General features: G+C 41.8%; 24 protein-coding genes. 16 read left to right on the plus strand and 8 right to left on the minus strand.

What is annotated here, in order from left to right:
• Nucleotides 1–82: 82 nt before the first annotated feature.
• From LX64_RS18815 to LX64_RS18850, 8 genes are all read left to right on the plus strand, one after another.
• Complete coding sequence (locus tag LX64_RS18815) at nucleotides 83–1,471, plus strand: peptidylprolyl isomerase (protein WP_111599244.1); 1,389 nt, start codon at nucleotides 83–85, stop codon at nucleotides 1,469–1,471.
• 285 nt (nucleotides 1,472–1,756) lie between these two features.
• Nucleotides 1,757–3,484: an amidophosphoribosyltransferase gene (locus LX64_RS18820; protein ID WP_245952735.1), complete on the plus strand. Its 1,728-nt coding sequence runs from the start codon at nucleotides 1,757–1,759 to the stop codon at nucleotides 3,482–3,484.
• 126 nt (nucleotides 3,485–3,610) lie between these two features.
• Nucleotides 3,611–4,117 (plus strand): SixA phosphatase family protein, encoded by a 507-nt coding sequence (locus tag LX64_RS18825; RefSeq protein ID WP_111599246.1) that lies wholly within the window; start codon nucleotides 3,611–3,613, stop codon nucleotides 4,115–4,117.
• A gap of 258 nt (nucleotides 4,118–4,375) precedes the next feature.
• Entirely contained in the window at nucleotides 4,376–5,779 is a 1,404-nt protein-coding gene (gene aspA, locus LX64_RS18830) for an aspartate ammonia-lyase (RefSeq protein ID WP_111599247.1), read from the plus strand.
• A 127-nt stretch (nucleotides 5,780–5,906) separates the two neighbouring features.
• A complete protein-coding gene (locus LX64_RS18835; protein WP_111599248.1) occupies nucleotides 5,907–7,055 on the plus strand; it encodes a type II asparaginase in 1,149 nt (382 codons plus the stop codon).
• A 10-nt stretch (nucleotides 7,056–7,065) separates the two neighbouring features.
• On the plus strand, nucleotides 7,066–8,409 hold the full coding sequence (locus tag LX64_RS18840; protein ID WP_211324849.1) for an anaerobic C4-dicarboxylate transporter family protein: 1,344 nt from the start codon (nucleotides 7,066–7,068) through the stop codon (nucleotides 8,407–8,409).
• A gap of 23 nt (nucleotides 8,410–8,432) precedes the next feature.
• A complete protein-coding gene (locus tag LX64_RS18845; protein ID WP_111599250.1) occupies nucleotides 8,433–9,599 on the plus strand; it encodes a porin in 1,167 nt (388 codons plus the stop codon).
• Between the two features lie 33 nt (nucleotides 9,600–9,632).
• Nucleotides 9,633–10,118, plus strand: coding sequence for a VOC family protein (locus LX64_RS18850; RefSeq protein ID WP_111599251.1), 486 nt, complete (start codon nucleotides 9,633–9,635; stop codon nucleotides 10,116–10,118).
• Here the strand turns inward: LX64_RS18850 and LX64_RS18855 are convergent.
• The 3 genes from LX64_RS18855 to LX64_RS18865 form a co-directional block, all read right to left on the minus strand.
• Entirely contained in the window at nucleotides 10,115–10,594 is a 480-nt protein-coding gene (locus LX64_RS18855; RefSeq protein ID WP_111599252.1) for a low affinity iron permease family protein, read from the minus strand. The genes LX64_RS18850 and LX64_RS18855 overlap by 4 nt on opposite strands.
• A 76-nt stretch (nucleotides 10,595–10,670) precedes the next feature.
• The gene (locus LX64_RS18860; protein ID WP_111599253.1) at nucleotides 10,671–12,122 is read right to left on the minus strand and encodes a sigma-54-dependent transcriptional regulator; all 1,452 of its coding nucleotides are present in this window, start codon (nucleotides 12,120–12,122) and stop codon (nucleotides 10,671–10,673) included.
• A 156-nt stretch (nucleotides 12,123–12,278) separates the two neighbouring features.
• Nucleotides 12,279–12,638: a response regulator gene (locus LX64_RS18865; RefSeq protein WP_111599254.1), complete on the minus strand. Its 360-nt coding sequence runs from the start codon at nucleotides 12,636–12,638 to the stop codon at nucleotides 12,279–12,281.
• Nucleotides 12,639–12,923: 285 nt separating this feature from the next.
• Between LX64_RS18865 and LX64_RS18870 the strand changes: the two genes are divergently transcribed.
• Entirely contained in the window at nucleotides 12,924–13,112 is a 189-nt protein-coding gene (locus LX64_RS18870) for a CsbD family protein (protein WP_111599255.1), read from the plus strand.
• 282 nt (nucleotides 13,113–13,394) lie between these two features.
• On the opposite strand, the gene LX64_RS18875 is transcribed toward LX64_RS18870, so the two are convergent.
• Nucleotides 13,395–13,859 carry a PA2169 family four-helix-bundle protein gene (locus tag LX64_RS18875; protein ID WP_111599256.1) on the minus strand — a complete coding sequence of 155 codons (465 nt, stop codon included), beginning with the start codon at nucleotides 13,857–13,859 and terminating at the stop codon, nucleotides 13,395–13,397.
• Nucleotides 13,860–14,066: 207 nt separating this feature from the next.
• Here LX64_RS18875 and LX64_RS18880 point away from each other — a divergent pair, with 207 nt between their 5' ends.
• The 3 genes from LX64_RS18880 (at nucleotide 14,067) to LX64_RS18890 (ending at nucleotide 16,047) form a co-directional block, all read left to right on the plus strand.
• Nucleotides 14,067–14,225: a lmo0937 family membrane protein gene (locus LX64_RS18880; RefSeq protein WP_111599257.1), complete on the plus strand. Its 159-nt coding sequence runs from the start codon at nucleotides 14,067–14,069 to the stop codon at nucleotides 14,223–14,225.
• A 188-nt stretch (nucleotides 14,226–14,413) separates the two neighbouring features.
• Entirely contained in the window at nucleotides 14,414–15,415 is a 1,002-nt protein-coding gene (locus LX64_RS18885) for a hypothetical protein (RefSeq protein ID WP_111599258.1), read from the plus strand.
• A gap of 98 nt (nucleotides 15,416–15,513) precedes the next feature.
• The gene (locus LX64_RS18890) at nucleotides 15,514–16,047 is read left to right on the plus strand and encodes a hypothetical protein (RefSeq protein ID WP_148707385.1); all 534 of its coding nucleotides are present in this window, start codon (nucleotides 15,514–15,516) and stop codon (nucleotides 16,045–16,047) included.
• Here LX64_RS18890 and LX64_RS18895 read toward each other — a convergent pair.
• Genes LX64_RS18895 through LX64_RS18905 form a run of 3 tightly spaced genes read right to left on the minus strand, consistent with a single transcriptional unit; the run spans nucleotide 16,044 to nucleotide 19,363 of the window.
• A complete protein-coding gene (locus LX64_RS18895) occupies nucleotides 16,044–17,483 on the minus strand; it encodes an ATP-binding response regulator (protein WP_158538678.1) in 1,440 nt (479 codons plus the stop codon). The genes LX64_RS18890 and LX64_RS18895 overlap by 4 nt on opposite strands.
• Nucleotide 17,484: 1 nt before the next feature.
• The gene (locus tag LX64_RS18900) at nucleotides 17,485–17,946 is read right to left on the minus strand and encodes a response regulator (RefSeq protein WP_111599261.1); all 462 of its coding nucleotides are present in this window, start codon (nucleotides 17,944–17,946) and stop codon (nucleotides 17,485–17,487) included.
• Nucleotides 17,939–19,363: a sensor histidine kinase gene (locus LX64_RS18905; protein WP_111599262.1), complete on the minus strand. Its 1,425-nt coding sequence runs from the start codon at nucleotides 19,361–19,363 to the stop codon at nucleotides 17,939–17,941. The genes LX64_RS18900 and LX64_RS18905 overlap by 8 nt, the downstream gene beginning before the upstream one ends.
• A 341-nt stretch (nucleotides 19,364–19,704) precedes the next feature.
• Here LX64_RS18905 and LX64_RS18910 point away from each other — a divergent pair, with 341 nt between their 5' ends.
• The 3 genes from LX64_RS18910 to LX64_RS18920 all read left to right on the plus strand — a co-directional run bounded on the left by LX64_RS18910 (nucleotide 19,705) and on the right by LX64_RS18920 (nucleotide 21,629).
• A complete protein-coding gene (locus tag LX64_RS18910) occupies nucleotides 19,705–20,073 on the plus strand; it encodes a superantigen-like protein SSL4 (RefSeq protein ID WP_111599263.1) in 369 nt (122 codons plus the stop codon).
• Between the two features lie 28 nt (nucleotides 20,074–20,101).
• Entirely contained in the window at nucleotides 20,102–20,665 is a 564-nt protein-coding gene (locus tag LX64_RS18915) for a YciE/YciF ferroxidase family protein (protein ID WP_111599264.1), read from the plus strand.
• Nucleotides 20,666–20,762: 97 nt separating this feature from the next.
• On the plus strand, nucleotides 20,763–21,629 hold the full coding sequence (locus LX64_RS18920) for an SDR family oxidoreductase (protein ID WP_111599265.1): 867 nt from the start codon (nucleotides 20,763–20,765) through the stop codon (nucleotides 21,627–21,629).
• 146 nt (nucleotides 21,630–21,775) lie between these two features.
• Here the strand turns inward: LX64_RS18920 and LX64_RS18925 are convergent, their stop codons facing one another.
• Entirely contained in the window at nucleotides 21,776–22,150 is a 375-nt protein-coding gene (locus tag LX64_RS18925) for a hypothetical protein (protein ID WP_111599266.1), read from the minus strand.
• A gap of 129 nt (nucleotides 22,151–22,279) precedes the next feature.
• Here LX64_RS18925 and LX64_RS18930 point away from each other — a divergent pair, with 129 nt between their 5' ends.
• Complete coding sequence (locus tag LX64_RS18930; RefSeq protein ID WP_111599267.1) at nucleotides 22,280–22,492, plus strand: DUF2188 domain-containing protein; 213 nt, start codon at nucleotides 22,280–22,282, stop codon at nucleotides 22,490–22,492.
• The last annotated feature ends 100 nt before the right edge of the window (nucleotides 22,493–22,592 follow it).

A 22,592-nucleotide genomic window follows, 5' to 3' on the forward strand; every position in this document is an offset into this window, starting at 1 on the left:
ACAAATAAACTTTTGTTAAAAGAGGCAAAACCTTTGCGTAGCTTGTTTTTTCTTGGTTATTTTGGAATCTTACAGTAACAATATGAAGAAAGTTTTGATGTTATCTGCGGCTGCATGGCTGTTTTGTACAAATGTATTTGCACAGCAATATCCCATCGTAGCAGATAAAATTGTAGCTAAAGTAAACGATAAAATCATTCTCCGCTCAGATGTAGAGTCACAAGCGGTTGAATTACAACGTAATATGCCCGACGGTAAAATGCCGCACGACGCATTTTGTCAATCTATTGAACAAATGATTGCACAGAAAGTGTTGGTGTTGCAAGCTGAACGGGATAGTTTACCTGTAAGTGAGGCCGATGTTGATGGCCAGATCGAAAACAGGGTACGCCACATTTTGGGTTTATATGGTGGTGATCGCCAGAAAATGGAAGAAATCACCGGCTATACTATCTACCAAATGCGCGAACGTTTCCGTGAACCTATCCGCGAAGCCATCTTGGCGAAATCTATGCGCGATAAAGTTTTCGGTACCGTTAAGGTAACGCCTACGGAAGTAAGAGCTAACCACGACGCAATTCCTAAAGATAGCTTACCGTTCTACGAATCTGAATTGGAAATTGGGCAGATTGTGATCTTCCCGAAAGCCAGTAAAGAAATGGAGAACTACGCTATCGAACGCTTAACGGAGTTTAAAAAGAGCGTAGAAAACAAAGAAAAAGACTTCACCACCCTCGCTAACTTATACTCGGAAGATCCAGGTGTAAAAGAGAATGGTGGTATCTATACCATCAACCGTAACGAGAAAGCTAACTTCGATCCAGATTTCGTTGCCGGCGCGTTCCGTTTGAAAGAAGGTGAAATCTCTTCCCCGGTGAAATCCCAATTCGGCTATCACCTCATCAAAATGCTTCGCCGCCAAGGTGATAACGTTGTTGTACAACATATTCTCCTCAAAGCGAACATTACTAAAAACGATATGACGAGCATCACCTCGAAATTGGATTCCATTCGAACGCTCATCATCGATAAAAAAATCAACTTCGCAGAAGCCGTAGCTAAGTATAGCGATGCCCAAATGGCGAAATTCGATGGCGGTATGTTGCAAAACCCGATGAACGGTAGCAGCCTCATCACCATCGATCAACTTGACCAACCTTCTGAAAAAGAAATCGTATTGATGATCGATACCATGAAAGTGGGCGACATCTCTAAACCTTCCCTTTTTGAAGACGAACAAGGTAGAAAAGGCTTACGTATCGTGTACCTAAAAACAAGAACGGAACCGCACCGCGAAAACATGCAAGACGACTATGCACGTATCCAACAACGTACTTTGGTGGATAAACAATACGATGCCTTGCAGAAATGGTTGGTGACCAAAATCCCAACTTTCTATATTCACGTAGAAGATGAATATAAAAACTGTGGTAAAATCAGCGCTTGGATGGCGGCTACAGCAAAACAATAATAAAGACCTTCTTTATATATAACGGCCCGGCTCACAAAGCTGGGCCGTTTTTTTATTTGTCGCAATCGCCCCTTTCTCACCGAAGTGTTAAAACTACACCACCGGGCATGCCGCATTAGTTTATGAATAAAAAGTGCCGTAACTTTGCATCTTCAATTTTACGGCATGAGTGACGCGATCAAACATGAATGCGGTTTAGCATTCATAAGGTTAAGAAAACCATTCTCTTATTATCAACAGAAATACGGGACTGTTTTCTACGGCCTGAACAAATTGTACCTCCTAATGGAAAAGCAACACAACCGCGGTCAAGATGGTGCGGGCGTTGCCACTGTAAAATTGCACACCGAGCCAGGCGTGCCTTTTATGCACAGAATTAGGAGTGCCAAACCACAAGCAATCGGTGATGTTTTCGGACAGATTCGTGAAGAAATTGCTGAAATAGAAAAGTACCAACCCGAAATTACCAAGTACCCAGGTCTTATGAAAGGCCACGTTCGCTTCCTAGGCGAATTATTACTTGGTCACCTACGTTACGCCACTCAAGGTAAATCCAACGTAGAACTTTGCCACCCTTTCGTACGCTACAACACAGTTCCAGCTCGCAACTTAGCTTTAGCAGGTAACTTCAACCTTGTTAATGCGGATGAATTGTTTGATTTCGCGGATGTTCACCCCGATGGTGCACATAAAAACAGCGATTTGGCGGCAATGCTCGAAGTGATTCACCACTTTATGATGAAGGAAGATGAAACCCGTGAAAGCGGCCTCGATGTGAAAAACATCTTGCAACAAGCCTTCTCTAAATTCGATGGTGGTTACCACGTAGGCGGTTTACTAGGTACCGGCGATTCATTCGTGATGCGTGATCCGAATGGTATCCGTCCTTCATATTATTATATTAACGATGAAGTAATTGTAGCCGCTTCAGAAAGAGCGGCGATCCGTACTTCTTTCAACGTTGGCGAAAACGAGGTATTAGAATTGATGCCAGGTAACGCTTTAATCGTAAAAGAAAACGGCGAATACACTATCGAACAAATATTGGCGCCGAAAGAACGCCGTGCTTGTAGCTTCGAAAGAATCTACTTCTCCCGTGGTAACGATCAAAAAATCTATAAAGAGAGATTACAACTCGGTAACCAATTATCTGAAACCGTGTTGAAAGCCATCGATAACGATCTTCGTAACACCATCTTCTCCTTCATACCTAATACTGCGGAAGTTGCCTTCTACGGCTTATTAAAAGGTTTAGAAACCTACTTAAACCGCATTAAGATTGAAAGAATCATGGCATGGGGTAAGGATTTCGATGAAGAGAAGTTATCAGAAATGATCAACCGCCGTGTACGTATGCACAAAATCGCGATTAAAGACGTGAAAATGCGTACGTTCATCACCGAAGATTCAAGCCGTAATGAAATGGTACAACACGTGTACGATATCACCTACGGAACTGTTCGTCCTGGTGTAGATACATTGGTGGTGATTGATGACTCGATCGTTCGTGGCACAACCTTGAAGGAAAGCATCATAAAGATGTTAGACCGTTTAGGACCTAAACGCATCATTGTCGTGTCTTCTGCCCCCCAAATCCGTTACCCGGATTGTTATGGTATTGACATGAGTAAAATGGGCGATTTCGTAGCCTTCCAAGCAGCTATTGCATTGTTGAAAGAGCAGGGTAAAGAGTATTTATTGCAAGAAGCATATGGTTTGTGTAAAGAATTGGAAAGAACGAATACTTTGGATGCACAGAACGTAGTGCGTAACATCTATAAACCATTTACAACAGAAGAGATTTCAGCGAAGATTGCGCAAATCATAACCCCGGCTGGCATCAATGCTAAAGTAGACGTCATCTACCAAAGCATCGAAAGCTTGCACGAAGCTTGTCCGAATAACTTGGGCGACTGGTACTTCACCGGCAACTACCCTACCCCGGGCGGTAACCGCGTTGTAAATAAAGCATTCATGAACTTCATGGAAGGCAAAAACGAGAGAGGTTACTAACCGATCAATACAACGTTAAATAATTTTTAAATCATATTAGAACCGCGTTTGCTGGCATTTGGCAAACGCGGTTCTTCGTTTATATATCGTATTTTAGTAGAACCGTTGTTTTTCCACAGTTGATTTATGAAAACATTGTACCTCGTAAGGCATGCAAAATCTAGTTGGAGCGACCCTGGGACGGATGACTTTGATCGCCCGTTAAATAAACGGGGAAAAATGAATGCTCCGGACATGGCATCCCGGTTAAGCTCGCGGGGAGCATTGCCTGAATTAATTATTTCGAGCCCAGCAAAACGCGCCCGTAGTACGGCTAAAATGATGGCCAAGGAATGGGACTACCCGAGCCAAGCTATTTTGCTCGAGGATGAATTGTATTTATGTTATGCCTCAACATTTTTAAAAGTAATCACGAAGATTGATGATGATTTTGAACGCGTAGCCATTATTGCGCATAACCCTGGGATTACCGACTTTGCCAATTACTTAACAGAAGAGATTAGGATTGATAATGTACCCACATCGGGGATATTTGCGATAAGTGCTGAAACGGACCATTGGAAAGACTTTGACCTCGCGAAGAAGAAGTTTTTGTTCTTCGATTACCCGAAGTACCAGAGTGAGGAACTGTAATGTACAGGTGTGAATAATTGTAGTGTCAATAATTGATGTAAGCGTTATAATGGGTAAAAACTAATCTCCATAATATTTAATTATTACAAGCAGGTTGCCTCCCGTGGTAACCTTTTTTCATGCCCCTACCTCCCGTTTAAAAAGTGTGCGTTGAACAATTTTCGGTAAATGGCTGTTGTGTTTGGAAGTATGCAGTAAGCGTCCGTTTAAGAATTATAGCGTATACTAGTAGCCTCTAATCAAAATTAACTAAACGATATGTCTAAGAGAATTGAACATGATTTCCTTGGGGAACGCGAGATTCCGCAAGATGTTTACTACGGTATTCAAACATTACGCGCCTTAGAAAACTTTCACATTACAGGTATCCCCATTAAAACAGAACCTAAGTTCGTGCAAGCTTTGGGCTACGTGAAGAAGGCGGCCGCTATTGCGAATAGCGAGTTAGGGGTACTCGATAAGAACATTGCCGATCATATTGTGAAAGCGGCCGACCGGGTAATTGCCGGCGAGTTTGATGACCAATTCTTGAGCGACCTTATCCAAGGTGGTGCTGGTACTTCTGTGAACATGAACGCAAACGAAGTAATTGCAAACGTAGCGTTGGAAATGATGGGTAAAGCAAAAGGTGATTACCAATTTTGCCACCCCAATAACCACGTAAACTGCTCGCAATCTACCAACGATGCCTACCCTACGGCATTCCGTATAGCCATTTACAACAAACTGATTGAATATAGCAAAGTACTGGGCGACCTCGCAGAATCTTTCGAAAAGAAAGGAAACGAGTTCAAAGAAGTACTAAAAATGGGTCGTACCCAATTACAAGACGCTGTGCCTATGAGCTTAGGCGACGAGTTCAAAGCATTCGCCACGAACATCCGCGAAGAACTAGCACGTGTTGCCGATAGTAAGCAATTGATCTCTGAAATCAATATGGGTGCTACTGCTATTGGTACAGGTGTAAATGCACCAAAGGGTTATGCTGAATTGGTAACCAAACATCTTTGCGATGTAACCGGTTTACCATTAAGCCTAGCAGGTGACCTAATTGAAGCTACTTACGATACAGGTGCATACGTGCAGTTATCAGGTGTATTAAAGCGTACAGCCGTGAAGATTTCTAAAATCTGTAACGATTTACGTTTGTTATCATCTGGTCCACGTTGTGGGTTGAACGAAATTAATTTACCACCCATGCAGCCGGGATCTTCCATTATGCCGGGCAAAGTAAACCCTGTTATCCCGGAAGTGGTAAACCAAACGGCGTACTATGTTATTGGAGCTGATTTAACAGTTACCATGGCTGCAGAAGCTGGTCAATTGCAATTAAACGTAATGGAGCCGGTAATTTCCTTCGCGATCTTTACTTCCATTACTTACCTCCAACATGCGTGCGATACGTTGCGTACGAAGTGCGTAGAAGGCATTACAGCGAATCCAGAACATACGAAACAAATGGTGATGCAAAGTATTGGTATCGTAACACAATTGAACCCAATCATCGGTTACGAACAATCTGCCGCCATTGCCCGTGAAGCATTGGAGTCCGGCAAGTCGGTGCATGACTTAGCAGTGAAAGAAAAGAAATTAATTACACAAGAGAAATGGGACGAGATCTTCACCTTTAAGAACATGATCCATCCTACTTTCATTCAGTAACCATAGCGTATTCTAATAATGGTGAGTGGCAAGCTCACCATTATTCTACCATATAAGATGTAGAAGATTAATACAACCAATAGTTCGAGATTACCATCAATTCGAGAGTCATTTTAATTTGTTTGCTATGAAGCGTACACTCCTATTTCGATGGGCGCTGCCTGTGTTATTCAGCGTGGCCATCTTATCGCAGTTTGCTCCTAATACTGCACATGCTCAGAAAAGAAAGAAAACCAAAGTGGAGGATGTTCCAACGCCGCAAACGGTGAAACGTCAACACAACCCCAATCTCCCCAACGTTATTATTTTAGCTACGGGTGGTACCATTGCAGGTGCCGGGGAATCGGCTGTAGGTACAGCTTATACAGCTGGACAATTACCGATTGAATCCCTTTTAGCGGCCGTTCCCGAAGCTAGTAAAGTAGCCAATATTACGGGTGAACAAGTGGCGCAAGTAGGTAGCCAGGCGATGAACGATACAGTTTGGTTGAAACTCGCTAAGCGGATCAATGAATTGGCGAAAAGATCCGACGTGCATGGGTTTGTTATTACCCATGGTACCGATACACAAGAGGAAACTGCTTTGTTCTTACAACTCACTGTAAAAACCGATAAACCGGTTGTACTAGTAGGCGCTATGCGTTCTGCTACCGCTATTTCCGCCGACGGTCCAAAGAATTTATACGACGCCATTGTAACAGCTGCTTCCAATACTTCTAAAGGTAAAGGTGTAGTGGTTTGTATGAACGATAACTTGTACTCTGCTCGTGATGTAGAGAAGATGAATACAACCAATGTAGATGCCTTTAAAGCGCCGAATGCCGGCCCGGTGGGATTTGTATTGGATGGAAAGGTAGCTTGGTATAACATGCCTTTACGCAAGCATACACTAGATGCGGAATTCGACATCACGAATGTAACGGAATTGCCGAAAGTAGATATCGTGTATGGTTATTCTAATCTCGATCCTGCAGCCTTCAATGCATTCGTTAATAGTGGTAGCAAAGGTATTGTAATTGCCGGCGTAGGGAATGGTAATCTATATCCTGCATTAGAAGCGCCGATTAAGGCTGCTACTGCAAAAGGTATTGCCGTTGTACGTTCTTCCAGGGTGGGTAGCGGACGTGTAACACTCGATGCAGAAACCGACGATAAAGGACTAGGTACTGTTGCATCCGACGAATTTAACCCGCAAAAAGCACGGGTACTTTTACAATTGGCCTTGTTAAAAACGAATAACCAACAAGCTATTCAAGAGATGTTCTTCCGCTATTAAACACGCTTATATGATGATTTGGATTCAGTTCGCCGTATTACTGGCTGCTATTTTAGTAGGTGCACGAATGAAAGGGATCGGTTTAGGTGTGATGGGCATGGTAGGTTTAGCCGTGTATTTATTTTTGTTTCGATTACGTCCCGCAGATCCTCCGATTGATGTAATGCTCATCATTTTGGCAGTGGTTACCACCGCCGCCACGATGCAAGCTGCTGGAGGGATGGAATACATGGTACGTTTAGCAGGCAAGATTTTACGTAGTAAACCTTCGATGATTGTGTTGTTAGGACCACTTACTACTTACATGTTCACTTTGTTTGCCGGTACAGCGCATATCACGTATTCATTACTACCCATTATCGCGGAAGTGTCTACTAAGAAACGTATTCGCCCAGAAAGGGCATTAAGTATATCGGTGATAGCCTCCCATTTAGCAATCACGGCAAGTCCAATCTCCGCAGCTACAGCGGCTATTCTCACGATCTTATCGGGTAAGGTAGAACTCATCGGTATTATGATGGTGTGTATACCTGCCACCATCATCGGGATTTTAGCTGGTGTATTGGCAGTTTGGAAGAAAGGAAAAGATTTAGATAAAGACCCCGAATTTCTTGAACGCATGAAAGACCCCGAGTTTGCTCGCAACCTCGAAGAAAGTATGCAACACGAATCGGAACCCTTGCTACCAGGCGCAAAAACCTCCGTACTCATTTTCGGTATTGCAGTATTGCTCATCGTATTAGTAGGCGCATTCCCCAATATGCTCCCCTCCTTCGGCACCGGCATGGAAAACATGGCGGTAGATGCTAAAGGAAATATCAAAATGTCGGCTGTTATAGAACTGGTGATGTTAGCAGCATCTGCGATGATCATCATCTTGTGTAAAACTACCACTACAGCCGTGGCGAAAGCCAGCTTATTCGTAAGTGGTGCACAAGCTGTCGTTTCTATCTTCGGTGTGGTATGGATGAGTGCTACGTTTATGCAAGCGAATTTGAATACCATTCAAGGCGCTTTAGGTAACATGGTAAGTGCGGCCCCGTGGACGTTTGCTATTGCATTGTTCTTACTCAGTATATTACTTTTCAGCCAAGCGGCAACAACCAAAGCTTTAATGCCATTAGGTTTGGCATTGGGCATTACACCTGGGCACCTCGTAGCGATGTTCCCATCCGTGAATGGTGACTTCTTCTTACCGGGCTATCCTACTTTATTAGCGGCTATTCAATTCGACAGAACAGGCAGTACGCATATCGGTAAGTTTTTGATTAATCATAGTTTCATGATACCCGGTATAGTGGCCGTAACAGTGTCGGTTATAGCGGGCTTTTTGCTGGCCGGGATTTTCTTGTAGATCAACCACAACCTCGATTGTTTATGAAAAGATTACTCATCGCCTTTATCGTGATGTTCTTGGGAACAAATGTGTATGCACAACGTCAAATCGATACGTTAAACACAACGCCCATCATCCCCATTACAAAACAACAATTACTCTCGAATGTAGACGTTATTATGAATATGCGTTTCGCCTTTAGAAACGAATTTCCCGATGGCGAATATGAACATTCACGATTCGCAATGGAACAATTCCGTTTCGAAATTCGAGGTAAGATTCTTGATAAACTCTATTTCCGATTCCGCGATCGCTATACACGCGATCCAGCTACGCAATCACAAGACAATATCAGTCGCTCTACCGACTTAGCCTATGTGCGCTTCGACCCCAATGAACATTGGAAAATCTATGCAGGTAAGTTGTGTGCAGATTGGGGCGGTTTCGAGTTTGATGCAAACCCAATTGAAATATATGAGTATTCGGATATCGTTGAATATGCCGATAACTTTCTTTCCGGTGTAGGATTAGGGTACGTAACGAAAAGCAAGCAAGAATTTACAGTTCAATTGCTGAACAGTCGTACGGCTACTTTTAACGAGTTATACGATTCCGCCGCTGTACCCGGTATCCGCGAAGCGAAATTTCCCTATGCTGCTGTAGCAAACTGGAGAGGTAATTTCTTAGATGGTAAAATCACCACCATCTGGAGCTACAGTATCTTCAAAGAAGCGCATAGCGAATACATGAACTACATAGCGCTCGGTAACCAGGTAAGTCTGAAGAAATTCAATTTGCAATATGATTTTAAGCTTAGTTGGGAACAATTGGATAGAAAAATGCTGGTAAGCGATTGGACAAAGCAAATAGGCATAGCAGCAGCCCAAAAAACGAAGTATATGAGTCATTGGGTACGCGCAGATGTGCCTATTACTAAAAAAGTAAACCTCTTCTTCGTTGGCATGGTAGACTATGCTTATTGGCGCGATAATCCGGATCCAACAGCACCAGAAAAATTACGTACAGCATGGGGCTATATCCCAGGCATTGAAGTATACCCTTTCAAAAACTATAACCTCAAAGTATTTGGCAACTTCATTGGCAGGTCATATAAATATTCCGATTATGCGAAAACAACCTTACAACAGTCGGATCACAACGATTTTAGAATCTCGGTAGGTATCATATCCCCGCTTTTGGTGTTGTAACATCTAAATAACATTTATCCTTTATATTGCAGTATGGAATATACCTTACCTCCACAAACGCGCATCGGGCATGTGCATTTGAAAGTCTCGAACCTGCAAAAATCGCTCGACTTTTATGTAGGCTTATTGGGATTTGAAGTAACCACCATGTATGGTGATCAAGCTGCATTTATTTCTGCTGGTGGATACCACCATCATATTGGGTTAAATACTTGGCATAGCAAAGGCCAGCCACCTGCGCCGGAGAATTATCCAGGGTTATACCATACTGCAATCTTATATCCCACTCGAAAAGACCTCGCCACCATCTTCAAACGTTTAGACGATGCCAAGTATCCTTTCACTGGCTTTGCCGATCATGGTGTATCAGAAGCATTGTATTTAAACGACCCCGATGGAAACGGTGTAGAATTGTATTGGGATCGCCCGAAAGAGCAATGGCCCCATAACGAAGACGGAAGTTTGAATATGTATACTCGCCGCTTGGATTTATCAAGCTTATTATCGGAACTGGATTAAGACTTAGGTTCCATTTTTTTGCGCACTCTTTCCATTGCTTCATCAATGGAATGGGATTCTTTTATCTCAATCTTTTTCTTGATTTCATCCGCCAACTTGCTATAATACTTGTGTAAAGTATCAAGTTCTTCTTCTGTAAGGTCTTCCACATCGATTAAACGGTTGCTGGCTTCGAGTGAAGCTGCGATTAATTCGTTTAGTTTTAGCTGTATGGATTTGGAGTCTTTATTCTGAGCTTTTTGAATAAGGAACACCATCAGGAAAGTAATAATGGTGGTACTTGTATTAATTACAAGTTGCCAGGTATCACTGTAACCGAATATAGGTCCTGATATTCCCCAAATAATAATTAGTCCGAGTGCAATCATAAAAGCCCACGAACTACCTGTAGCAGCAATGACTTTACTAGAAAATTGCTCGAAAAAGGAGGAGGAATGTGCTTTGCGGGTTTTGGAGCGGGTTCTCTTTTTTGCCATGGTAATATGAATTGAATAAAATCCCGGCCTTTCGTAATAAAAGGCCGGTGGAAAAAAGAAATTTTAGGCGAAAAAGTTAATAACTGATATTCAATAAACGTAACTTATTATAGAGGGTTTTTCGATCGATATTAAGCATTTGTGCGGCTTTGGTTTTATTGTACTTCACCGCTTTCAATACGTTCATTATCTTCACATACTCTGCTTTCAATGCCACCGCTTTTAAATCGTTCGGCTGCATATCAATATCCAAAGCCTCTTCCATTAAAGCTGTTTGGCTAGGCGCCGCAAAGCTCTCTAACGGGGTTTCTTTCATTTCTAATGGTAATACCGACATGCCAATTTCAAGCCCTTCTGGCGTTAATAAGCATGCCCGGCGAATTACATTCTTCAATTCACGGATATTCCCCGGCCAATCATATTGCAAAATACAATCGAGTACTTGCGATGATAGCTTTGGAATGGGCTTATTGAGTTCTTTTGCCGTTTGTTTGAGAAAGCTGGCTACCATTAATGGTAGATCTTCCGTGCGTTCGCGGAGTGGCGGAATATAAATAGTGAATTCGTTGAACCGGTGGAACAAGTCTTCTCTAAACTTCCCTTTCTGCACAGATTCTTGTAGCTTTTCATTCGAGGCCACAATCAAGCGTACATCAACAGCTATTTCCTTCATACTACCTACACGACGAATTTGTTTCTCCTGGATCACCCGCAGCAAAGCCACTTGTATATCGTACGATAAATTCGCGATCTCATCTAAGAACAATGTGCCGCCATGTGCCTGTTCAAATGCACCGATCTTCGTACCGATAGCACCGGTGAAGGCGCCTTTTTCGTGCCCGAACAACTCGCTGGCTGCCAATTCTTTCGATAAAGACCCACAATCCAGCGCGATAAATGGTTCATGTTTACGTTTACTATGGGCATGAATAAGATGTGCGGCCGACTCTTTACCTGTACCTGTTTCCCCGTAAATTACCACGGTATAATCCGTGGGTGCTACAAGGGTAATTTGGCGGTAATGTTCTTTTGCGGCCTCGCTTTCACCGAATACATAATGTTCGTTTTCTTCTTGGTATTGTTGATGCACTTCGTTGCTATGCGAATGTGCGCGGGTTTCTTGCGTAGTATCTGCATGGGCCTCCTGTGTTGCCATAACAACCGGTGTTGGCGAAGAAAGCGCTTTATTAACGAGGGCTAGGATTTCATCGGGATACAAAGGTTTCGAAATATAATCGAACGCGCCATTTTTCACCATATCAACGGCTGTTCTAACATCACTATACCCCGTTATGATGATTACCACTGTTTGCGGTCGAATTTCCCTAATACTCGTTAATAATTGCGCACCATCTGTGTCTTTTAATCGATAGTCACAGATTACAAGATCGTAATGCTTTTCAGCCAACATCTTGAGCGCCGTATTGCCTTGCATCGTACTGTCAACCTTAAACCCATTTTTGGTTAAAAATTTTGAGAGTAGCGTGCAAATATTAATCTCATCATCAACGATCAAAATACTTTTCATAAAATAAATATGGTGTTAGTTTAGTGGGTAACGCATCAATATAAAAAAAACAAATTTTCTCTTAATTAGAATATCATTGCTAGGCTAGGGTAAATGCGGACTACTCGCACTGTTATATGTTTACGCTGGTTACTCAATTTACAAAAAATTTCCTGCTTAGCTGTGCAAGCCCTGTAAAAGATCGCGTAACTTATTCACATTGAATGGCTTTGGCAAGAAATAGCTGGCGCCATTACTTAATGCCTCTTGCTTTTCGTGTCCACTATCATAGGCGCTGATCGTAATAATTACCAGCGAATCATGTTGCTTGCGTATTCGCGGTAGCGCTTCTAGCCCCGAACCATCGGGCAAATGAATATCCAAAAATAAAATATCCGGCGGCCTTGCTTCTAGGCATTTCAGGCCTTCTTTTAAACCGTGGACATACTTTACTTGGTATCCCTGTTTTGCTAAACTAAGCTGTAATAGTTTGCAAATATCCGGTTCGTCATCTATTATTAATATAAATGTTCCCATCACTCAGTCGGTTAATTGCGTAATAACCCTAAGGGCATTTTCTAAATTAATTTCCTTCTCACATAGGTGGATGTGTATATCCTAAATATATCAATTTACTTGCCTATTTCATTTTAGGGGCTTTTCACAATTTCAAACGGCTTTTTTGTGGAATAACATACACATTCTGCGGAGCGTTTTTACACATTCTTACACAATGATTCTGCGCAAAAGCCTAGAAACAGGGAGTTTGGCACGGTGGTACGGTAATTGGACTACCTTTTTCGAACCAAAAAAGTACAGATCATGAATACAGATTTCTTAAAAGGCAAATGGAATGAAATCAGCGGTAAGTTGAAACAGAAATATGCTGATCTAACCGATAACGATCTATTGTACGCAGAAGGCAAAGAGGATGAATTGTATGGTCGTTTACAACAGAAACTAGGTAAAACAAAAGAAGAGGTAGAAAAAATCATTCAAGACCTTGGTTAATTAATTAAGTATATACTTTTTATCATAGCTGTTGTTTTAGTTAATTGGCGAAGTTTAGGTTTTTTTGTGCAGAGTATAATGCGTGTTATGTTGATAATAAAATATCAGTATAAGCATAAATAGAAAAACATAAATAAGACCTAAATGCTTGCCGAGCGAGCTGTCTCTACATTGTAGAGACAGCTTTTTTCTCACCCTTATTTTGCATGAACATACCCCATCACTAAAAAAGTCTCTACATAATTGTAGAGACTTTTTTAATAAGAGAAAGAGCAAGTATGATTATTTATTCACAATTTCAAGATCACGTAGATGACGAACTTGATCATGAGAAGCTAATTGTTTTTGCTGTTGTTGCGTGATAAGATTCACTACATTGCCAGGTAATTCTTCGGCATGTTCTAGCGCGCTTATATATGCTTTCTTAGCAGCATCTTCACCGTATTCGCAATCTTTTAAAATACTTTTGCGACTTGCATTTGCGAAGAGGGTATTTTTCACATCCATCCAAGTACGGTATATTTTTCCAGCGAAAGTTGTATCGCGTTCTCTAGGTTCTCCTAATTCGCGGAGTTCTTTATTCAACTCAACATTAAACATCTTGCTTTCTTCAACCAATTGCTGAAACAATGCCGCTAAATCGGTTTCGTTATTCAATGCCATTGCTTTTTTATACCCTTCAATTCTATCATTATTAATCTTCACTAAATCTTCAATAATTGAAACGGTTTTTGAATGATTTTCCATGGTTTTTATTTTTTGATGAATGAATATAAACTATTAGCCAAAAACTTTGCCATTGACGCCTAACTTGCTATGGGTAAGCATTTGTAAATGAATGAGGTGAGAATGAACTGTTGCTTTTAGTAGCAAAAATTCTACAGTAATAATTGTTATATCAAATAAAAATTGGCATGATATTGACATTACTATTTGTAACAAAAACCATATTTTATGAGTAGCTTACTTTATATTCTAGCAGTGATCTTGATTATTGGATGGGCCTTAGGGTTTTTTGTATATTCTGCAGGTGCATTAATCCATGCATTGTTAGTAATTGCCCTAATAGCCATCTTATTAAATGTAATTCGTAGTGGCGGTAGAACCGTGTAGCGCGATACATTTCGATCATAATAACGCTTTTTACTAGGTTGTTTAAAGATGTTCTAATAACATCATAATCACTAGGTAAAAAGCGTTTTTGTTTGATAAGTGTACAGTATTTCGTGGAAAAAGATGTTTATCTTTAATCCCTATTTATTCCACTGATGCAAAAGTTGTTGACGTTTCTTTGTTTTATTATGATGCTGTATGCGTGTAAAACCCCACCGCAGCAACACCTTCCGTGCGAACGCATCCACCTTGTTGAAAGCATTTACCAACAAGTAGCCACCCAGCATTGGCCAGAACTCGCCCAAGCGCCTAAAGTTCCGCTCGTTTACATAGAAGATTCCATCGCGTATCTCGCGTACGCACCCGATTCACTCGTGAAGAAAGTAAATGCCAAACGCGTAGCTTGTGAACATCTATCACTATATGCCTTCCCTGCTCCACATTTCGCCCACGAATTCCACATGGAAATGGGGATAGATTTTCTCGATTCTTGCGCGTTAAATTACCTAACGCCTGTTATGTATTGCAGTAGTGTGGAAGTTACACAACATTTTATACCCACTACTAAAAGTACCGAAGACTGGGCCGCTATGGTAGCCCACGAATATTTCCACGGCTTCCAATTCCAACATAAAAACATCCGCGATTTCGTACGAGAAGAGATGGCTAATACTATGACGGCCGACAGTATTCATGCCTTTTATACAGATGTAGATTGGTTTAAACAAAGCATTGATAAAGAAAACGCACTTCTACTAAAAGCCTTACAAGTTTCCACGCGCGACTCGGTAGAGAAATGCCTCCTGGCATTTAGGATTACACGTGAACAACGAAGGGAGGAATTCCAACGCACCTACGAATACGATATTGCTATGTATGAAGATTATTTCGAGAAGGTAGAAGGAAGTGCCCGCTATATGGAGTTTGCTGTATTAAACAGCTATGCACAGCAACCCGCTGCCGATCAGTTGGCACAAGTGGATACACTTTTCCATCACTACAACGATTATAAAAACTTCGACTTCCACAAAGAACCTTGGCTTTTTAAAACCCAAAGGAGCGCTAAATATTTCTACGCTACAGGATTCAATCAATTACGTGTACTCGATAAGTTAAAGATCAACTACAAAAAAGCCTTCTTCTCCACCAACAAATCCCCCTATTCATTCATCGCTGCTATTTTCAAATAGTTTTTACTATCTTCATATTATAAATGATTGCATGTGTAAGCTAGATGCAAATTAATCCTATGCGCTCCCTATTCGTTCTATTCATCATATTGTGTTCTTTGTCAACACAAGCTCAATACGCCACCAGTTTTGAAGGCGATACCGTGGTGTCAAAAAGCTATATCCGCTCGCTGAAACACAAAGTATACCTCATTCGAGCCGCGGCTTTTAATTGCCAGTTGGAACAGTCCCAACTACTCCACTCCTTCCGGATCGACTCGCTTATTAATACAGAAGCACACGAATTAGTCGTTAAAACATTATCACGACAATTACTGCCCATCCGCGTGCAAACATTCAAGATGGACAAGAAACATGTGCAAAAACTACAGTTACGCGACCAGTACTATACCCTTAAAGGGAACCTCGTATACGAGGAATCTTGGCTTTGTAATCCTGCGGGTACCCCTACGAAACTTACCAGCCGGCAACGTTTCCTGCTGGATGAGCAAGAACGACAAGTCACTTTTATTTTTGAAAGATGGGATGAAAACGGCCATTGGGCACGTAAAGTCATGAAGTACTACGACGAAAAAGGGGCAGAACTGCCCCCAAGAATGTATCCTATCGATCCCGACGAATTCTGGGACTAATAGAGCTTCGGTAAAATGATGGTGAAGGTACTACCTGTTCCAACTTCGCTTTCCACGAATATATTGCCCTTGTGGCTTAAAATAATCGTTTGTGTAGAGGTTAAACCAAGCCCATTTCCTTTTTTCTTCGACGTAAAGAAGGGGTCAAATAGGCGTGCCCGGCCTTCTTCGGATATGCCACAGCCATTATCGATGATATGAATGTTGATGTATTTACTCGTTTCATCCATTTCTATACGTAGCAAGCCATTTTGCCCTTCCATTGCCTCAATAGCGTTGATAATAAGATTAAGAAATGCAATTAAGATCTTGTCTTTATCAGCTTCAACAACGGCGTTATGTGGTAAAAAACTTGTTTCTACTTTAATACCGGCCAATTGTAAACGGTCGGCAGCTTGTTCAAGTGCATTTTGTAATAGGTTATTGATCGGATGGGCCTGCATATCTAACTCCGGTAAACGGGTTGTTTGCAATAACTCGGTTATCAATTGGTTTATTCGTTCACAGTTCCGTTCCACGATACCTAGGTATGCATCTGCTTCATCTTCATCAGGTGGCGGATCTTGGCGGAATTGGCTCACAGCTAACAGTATATTTGTTAACGGGTTGCGCACCTCGTGAGCAATAATGCGGGCTATGCGCCCAGTTACAGCAAACTTATCCTGCTGGCGACGTTCTTGGTCTTTACGGTTTTTATCGGTTACATCTTCTGCTACTAATAAATACACGTGGTTCTTTTCATCCAATAACGACGCATTCAATAACACATCTAGTTTTTGCTGGTGGGAAGTGGTGAAACTGTACGCTTTTTGGTTTAGGTTGTTATCTCCTTCGCACATATGTTCCACGAACAATTGCCCCTCATTAGGTAAATAGAATAATTGGGGTAAATCCATCTCGAGTAATTCCTCTTTCGTGTATTGTAAACGTTTCAGCGCACTGGGGTTCACATCAATTATTCGATAATCACAATCCGCTAATATGATAATATCGTGCGAGCGTTCAAATATGCCGAAATACTTCCTTTGGCTTTCCTCGATCTTCTGCAAATGGTGCCACTCATTAATTGCATAGCGAATAGCACGTTCCAACGTAAGCCCAGTAAATTCGCCCTTTACCAAGTAATCGGCTGCACCTGCGCTGGCCGCGGCTTGGTCGATAAGGTAATCGCCTTTGCCGGTTAGCATAATCACCGGTGCCCGGTAATCAATGCTTTTGAAGTATTCCAATACATCTATACCTGTATGTGCGCCTAGTCGATAGTCGACGAGGTACAGTTCATGTTCTTTTTGTGCAATAATTGCTAAGGCTTTGTTATACGTGGGCGCCCAGTCAACTATGTATTCTTGCCCGCGGAGATCTTGCAACAGCGTTTGTACTAAGAAATAATCATCCTCATCATCATCAATCATCAAGATCTTAACTTGTTTCTTCATGCTAGTCATTTAAAGGCGGCATTTCTACCAGGTTAAACCAATATTGGGAAATGATACTACAAAATTCGAGCAAAGCTGAAAAAGTAACGGGTTTAATGATGAAACTGTTGGCGCCAATTTCATAGCAGCGTTCTACATCACGTTCTTCTTTTGATGTGGTAACCACAATAATCGGCAATCCTTTCAGGTGCTTATCGGCCCTAATTTCTTCCAACGCTTCTCTTCCATCTTTCTTTGGCATGTTAAGATCCAATAGAATCAACTTGGGGTGTGGAAAGGCTATTTCGTCGCGGTATTTCCCCTTTCGCCGTAAGTATAGCATTAGCTCTTCGCCGTTTTCGACGAATATTAGCTGTTGTGGAAGGTTGCTTTCGGTGAAGGCTGCTAGTAGCATGTCACGGTCATCTGCATCATCATCAGCTACTAAAATATATCGCTTTTCGTCTGTTAGTTGCTTATTCATCTTTTGTTTGTTTGAACGGTAACATCACCACAAAAACGGCTCCCTTGCCTTGGTAACCGTATGCTGAAATATAGCCATGGTGCGCGGATATAATTTTCTTACAAATGGCGAGGCCAATGCCTGTACCTTGGTACTCGCTTACGCCATGCAAGCGCTGGAAAATAAGGAAAATGCGTTCAGCGTATGCTTGTTCGAACCCAATGCCATTATCTTCTACAGTAATACGGCAAAACAGTTCATCCTTCAATTCTTCTTTTACAATCCCAGTTTGCTGACCCGTTAGTGTTTCTGCCGAAATTCTTACCTGTAAGGGCCTATTGGGATCGGCAAATTTGATGGCATTCGATATCAAGTTCTGGAAAAGCTGCTGTAATGCCGATTTACTCCCCTCGATTGTGGGCATCTCGGTGTATGTAATGTCAATCCCCTTCTCTTCTACCGATACTTCAAAATCTGACAATACTTCTTGTAATAAGGCCCCTAAATCGACTTGTTCCATGCTATCGGGCGTCATACGGCCAGAACGGGAAAATACGAGCAAATCCTGGATTAAAATGCGCATACGGGCCACGGCTGCTACCATACGGTTAACGAGTTGCTGGGCATCCTCAGGTAGGTTATCGCCATACTTCATGATTAATCGATCGCTGAAGGTGGAGATTTTACGTAAAGGTTCTTGCAAATCGTGTGATGCCACGTAGGCGAATTGTTCTAAATCCTGGTTGTATTTATGTAGCAGGTTGATGTTTTCTTGCAACTCTCGTTGGTAATTCCGCATACGTGCTTCGATATAAAGTTGCAGTCGGAACTCTTTGGTGAGTACAATATAAGAGTATACGCCTATGAAGATGGCGAGAATGGAAACAATAAAAATAAACGGTACCCACAGCGAACTGAAAAAATGAAAAAGCCGCGATTTCTCAGCTGTTATCTTTTCCTCGATATGTACCATGTCATTCACTTTGCGGTCGATAAGCGTCATGTATGTTTCCCCGGCGTTCACGGATATTTTCGCACTTTGTCCGGGTGCTTTCAGATGATCGGCTTTGAATTGGCGGTATTTAATATCGAGTAATACTTTAAGGGTATCGAGGTTTTTCTGTTGCGAGGGGTTATCGCGGGTAATGGTGCGTAGTTGTTTGTATTCGTTATTGATTTTCTTGATACGCTCGTCCATCGAAGGTTGTAAGAAGGTGCTGTCTTTCGTGAGATCGAACCCCCGGATAGCAGCTTCTGCATCCTTTAACTGTTTGGTAATAACCTCTAGCTTGCGGGATACTTGAATGGTGTGATTCAAATGCAAAGCATTGGCTACGAGGTTCTGCTCTATGAGATAAGAACAAATCGTAGCTGCAACCAATATTGTGAATGCAACAAAAAAGCCGATACGTATTTTTCGATGTACTGAAATATGCATGCTACAAATAGTTAGTATTGGCGGGTAATTAATTCTACACAGTGGTTGTTTAATGCTACAAGAAAATCATAGTTTTTTTGGTTACTGATCATGGTTAAAATTTTATACATGAATGATAGAAATGTTGCATGGTACGTGGTTTTGGGCTACTTGGGTAACGTTGCTTCACGTGGTTGGAACAACGTTTGTTTTACACAATTCAAATAATTACTTGCAAAAATTGGTAGTAATACCCGCGCCGGTAACTTTCTTTCATCTTCTGAACGGACTATTCACTTTTTATCAAACTTACCGGCGCTTTTGTAGTGAACAATTTCTAATAAGCAAAAAACTTCATCATTATGAATCACTATATCCAGCAAAACCAGCAACAACCTGGAAAGGAACAACCGGCTACGGCACCGCCGACACAGCCAACTCCGCCGCCACACCAAGCGCCAGGCACAACTCCGGGTACAAATAACCCGCAAAACCCAAACCCACAGGAGGTTCCAACAAGGGAAACCCCTCGCGAACCTGCTAGTCCACAAGCGGAACCTAATTCGTCGCCGAATCAGAGCCACCAAAATGATGCCGACAACGAAGAAAACACCGATGTGGAAGAAAAAGCTTTCGATCCTAAACAGACCGACGACCGGGTTTTATATGATAATGAGCCTAGTGTAGTAGATCAGCGCGATCGATTTCCTTTCCCCAATAAGCAACATTAACAATTAAAATATTAAAATATTTTCAATCATGGCAACTAAAGCAACCGCGAGAAGCAATGCTAGAACAGCAAAAACGTCTAAAGCAAAAGAAGACATGCCTAATTCTAAGTTCCATGCGTTGTTCGTGGAAGAACTGAAAGATATTTATTGGGCAGAGAAAGCTTTAACAAAAGCATTACCAAAACTTATGAAGGCCGCTACGTCGGATCAATTGAAATTTGCTATTAATGATCACCTTGATCAAACAAGAGAGCACGTAAACCGGCTGGAACAAATATTTCAAATGCTCGATAGAAAAGCCGTTGCTAAAAAATGTGAAGCAATGGAAGGATTGATTGCTGAAGGCAACGAGGTAATTGAAGATACCGAAACCGATTCTATGGTGCGCGACTGTGCTTTAATTATAGCATGCCAAAAAGTTGAACACTACGAAATCGCTTCCTATGGTAGTTTAAGAACCTTAGCCAATATTATGGGCCATTCCGAGATAGCGCATATATTAGAAAGTACGTTACAGGAAGAAAAAGACACTGATAGCTTACTTACTAATTTAGCAGTAACAACTGTCAACGAAGAAGCCGTATCCGAATAGCATACATATCCATTTAACATCGAGTGATGAAGCAATAAAGTCTTTCTATGCGTTAGAAAGACTTTATTGTTATATCAAACAATTAAAATTCTTTGCCATGCAAAAAAGTCAACCCAAGAAAGCCATTCGCCCCAAACAAAAACAACTGCAACAGCCTGGTTTAGAAGCCCCGATGAAACCACAACCCCTATCCGATCCCATTGCAAACGGATCGGGTAAACTGCAAGATCGGGTAGCTATTATCACTGGCGGTGATAGCGGAATTGGTAAGGCGGTGGCCTTAGCATTTACAGCAGAAGGTGCTAAAGTAACCATCGCATATCTCAATGAAAAAGAAGACGCCGAGCACACGAAGGAGCTGATTGAAGCTTTGGGTGGTACTTGCCTACTAATAGCTGGAGATATTACCAAAGAAACCCATTGCAAAAAGATCATCGACAAAACTATTCAACAATTCGGCCGCTTGGATATCCTGGTAAACAATGCAGCGGTACAATACCCGCAAAAAAACCTAGAAGATATCAGTACGGATCAACTCATAAAAACCTTCTCCACCAATATCTTCGCCCAATTCTATCTCTGCAAAGCTGCTATTCCTCACCTTAAAAAAGGCGCCTCCATCATTAATACTACCTCTGTAACCGCCTACCGCGGCAGCGGCCATCTAATCGATTATTCCGCTACCAAAGGCGCTATCGTATCCTTCACAAGAAGCCTATCATCTGCACTAGCCGATAAAGGTATCCGAGTAAACGCTGTAGCTCCGGGCCCCATCTGGACCCCACTAATACCCGCTACCTTCACCCCCAAAGAAGTAGAAACCTTCGGCTCCGACGTCCCCTTGAAACGCGCCGGGCAGCCTGCAGAAGTAGCCACCAGCTACGTATTCCTAGCCAGCGACGACGCCACCTACTTCACAGGCCAAATTCTCCACCCAAATGGCGGCGAAATCGTGAATGGCTAGGCAAAGAAAGTAATACAATAGGATCTATACTTAAAAATAGCCGTGCCAACGATTGTAATGAAAAACGGCCTCTACAAGTAGAAGCCGTTTCTGTTTTAGTGGTTCTCACCAATAAAACTTATACGTATTGGATGTGCAAACGGTGATTACAATCCACCGAATATAAACTGCTCTTCGCGGTCTTCCACAGGGATCTTTTGAATGAATTCATCAAAGCCCGTTTCATCGTGCGATGTATAAGCACCATATGCATCAATAACGTATCCTTTGTTCCCTTTTTTATCTTCCATAATGTAAAGCACAGAAGAATCAGAAGGATCAGAGTCGCCTTCAAAGCGATAAGTTTTAATAATAGTTAGATCACTAGGATCATAAATTGAATTATCATTACTGGATTGTAATCGGCCATGGTCGCTAAATTTTAGCTCATTGTCATAGCCTTTACTTCTGAGTTTATTTAAGATTTGTGACAACGTATTCATGGCTTGTGTGCTGTTTTCTGGGTTAAGAGGCTTTTCCATACAGTTGAAATTTTGATGTAATGGAAGTAATCCAAATCGCGTGCCACCCACATCAAAAAAAGTATGGTACAATATGTGATACTTGTTAAAGGTGTTGTAAATAATTCATCCTCAAAAAATTGATTTGTTATGGCATGGACGGCAACAAATTTTCCCAAAGAAATGAACGGTTTGACGCCCGACCAACGTGAGAAAGCTATCGATATTGCAAACCAATTCCTAGCACGTGAAGGCAATGAACCACAAGCCATCGAACACGCCCTTAAAATGGTGGAACGATGGACTCAACATAGAGAACACGATATTCACGATATTAAAGGGAAAAGAGTGAGTCATGGTTAACACAACCGTTTCTCTTTTTCCCCAAATCGCTTACGCATATTAGATAGAAAATGCTACGCCGTTCTAGTCTTAGGGCGGCATTTTTTTCTCAACTCTACTA

Origin of the sequence: Chitinophaga skermanii, from assembly GCF_003259335.1 — a bacterium.
GTDB classification, from domain to species: domain Bacteria; phylum Bacteroidota; class Bacteroidia; order Chitinophagales; family Chitinophagaceae; genus Chitinophaga; species Chitinophaga skermanii.